The sequence below is a fragment of the Silvimonas sp. genome (genome assembly GCF_031291215.1).
Classification (GTDB): Bacteria; Pseudomonadota; Gammaproteobacteria; order Burkholderiales; family Chitinibacteraceae; genus Silvimonas; species Silvimonas soli.
Genome location: NZ_JARLJK010000047.1, coordinates 1 through 1,981, shown reverse-complemented (window position 1 = coordinate 1,981; position 1,981 = coordinate 1). Strand labels below are relative to the sequence as shown.

Annotated in this window: 2 protein-coding genes; both read right to left on the bottom strand. The window is 60.5% G+C overall.

The features are described from left to right. On the bottom strand, positions 1 to 460 hold a 460-nt coding region (locus P4L78_RS01450; RefSeq protein ID WP_309326506.1), incomplete at its 3' end, for a polysaccharide biosynthesis/export family protein. Between the two features lie 147 nt (positions 461 to 607). After that, on the bottom strand, positions 608 to 1,981 hold a 1,374-nt coding region (locus tag P4L78_RS01445; RefSeq protein WP_309326504.1), incomplete at its 5' end, for an O-antigen ligase family protein.

Sequence of the window (1,981 nt, the reverse complement as noted above, 5' to 3'; positions counted from 1 at the left end):
TGGACAGCAGCGTCGTATCCGGAGTGATCGGATAGACGCCGGCTTTCGTCACCTGGCCTTCAACCGAGACCGTGCGCTGCACAGGCGATGAGATGTTGAGCGCGACTTCGGGAAAGCGGACGCCCTTGGTGTGCAGCAACTGCTTGATGGTCAGCGAAGCTTCGCCGGGGGTGTGGCCCGCCACCGCTACTTCGCCAGCCAGCGGGATCTGGATCGTGCCCGCATTGTCGACGATCACTTTGTCAAGGCTGAGGTCGGCTTCGCCCACCACGCGCAACGTCAACTCGTCGCCGGGCGCAATGAGGAAAGCCTTGCGGTCGGCCGCCTCGGCCTCGACGGGAATCTGTTTGTAGGCAGCCTCGCCAGTCGGCAAATGCTTGAACTGAGGCGTGGCGCAACCGGACAGCGAAAGAATGGCCGTTGCGACCGATGCGCCTGTAAAAATGGAAGATCGCTTCACGAGACTACTTTCTCCTTGCCAGGGCATTGCGCCCTTTCGGCGCTGCACCGAAGCCAATTTGATCTGAGGTGCCAGGCGATAATCCCGATCAGTACTCTGCGCCGTATATTGCTTTGCACAATAGATCGCAAGTGTGGTTGCGCGATCTCACTGTCCCGTATTTATAACGCTTGGCCGCTGTGACACAGGTGTAAGAAACGCCACGGCGACGCCCATTATCGTGGCAAGGCTCATGGCGCGCGTGGGATAATCAACCAGTGCGTGAAGGCCGATTATCACAAGGGTTCCGATACTGAACAGGATTTGCGCTCGCTGGATCGGATCATGCTGCACTGCAGCAGCCTGGCGCCAGGATGCGCGCGCCAACCAAACCAGAACGATCAATGTCAGGATGATCGCGAGCCACCCGGCCGGGCCGCATTCAAGAGTCCATTCGAGCCAGTCGTTATGCGCACGGTTCACAAACAGCGGGTTGACCGATTCCAGCCGTTCAATAGCCAGATACGCATTCAGAAAGGTGCCAATGCCGGTTCCGGCAGGCCAAGTCTTGCGGATCGCCAGAAGCGTGTCCATCCAGAAACCCCAGCGCCCGCCGGTATCGTCGCCAAAGCGACCGATGGCGGTTTGAATTGCGGCACTGCGTGACAGACCATATCCCGCTATCGCAATGGTTGTGACCGTACCGGCAATCCACAGGCGCAGGAACTGGACCTTGCGCTTCAGTCGTGGCCACAGGATCGCGACGACAAAGGCAAAGGTGATCGGCAGTAACGCAATCCCGGCGCGCGAACCCGTCATCAGCACGCTGATCGCCATGACGATGATGACGCCAAACACGACCGGCATGTTGAGCCGGCCAAATTCAAGGCGCCTGACGCGTACCAGGCTGGCCGTTGCGGTGGCGAGCATGCCGATCTGCAGGACGTCGGCCTGGGCATTGCGGTTCGATTGAAAGCCGCCGAGCCAGCCGTCACTGTATAGCTGATACAAGGACCAGGTTCCGCCTGCGAAGCGCACAATTTGCAACGCGCCCAGCGCGATCGAGGCAATCGCGACGAGCGCCAAGGCCAATGCGACGCCGGATCGGCCCTGCAAATCAAGCCGGGAGATGTAAAGCATGGTCGCGATCGGGGCGAGTGTCCCCAACAGTGAGGCAAATGTCTCTGGGGGTTCGACTGTCAACGGCATCCATGCCGAACCCGCGCCGATAAGGTCAAGCGCGGCGGCTTCGATCTCGCGCCCCGGAAGAATTCGCCAGATCGACGGGGGAAGCGGAACCAGTTGTGCCAGAAAAAGCAACACGAGGGGTGTCGCTGCCAACCACGCGCCCACGGGCACGGGGGGCAGTCCGGCGGAGGTGTCGGGAGCGACAAAGATGACCAGAAGCAGCGCTGCGGTCGCAACTTCAAGAATCATTTCCGTTTGCGGGTTCAGGGTGCCGCCACCCCCGAAAACCATCGCCACAACGACCAGCGCGACGCCGATCAGCGTGGAGTATCGGGGCATTTCGAAGTGCCAGCG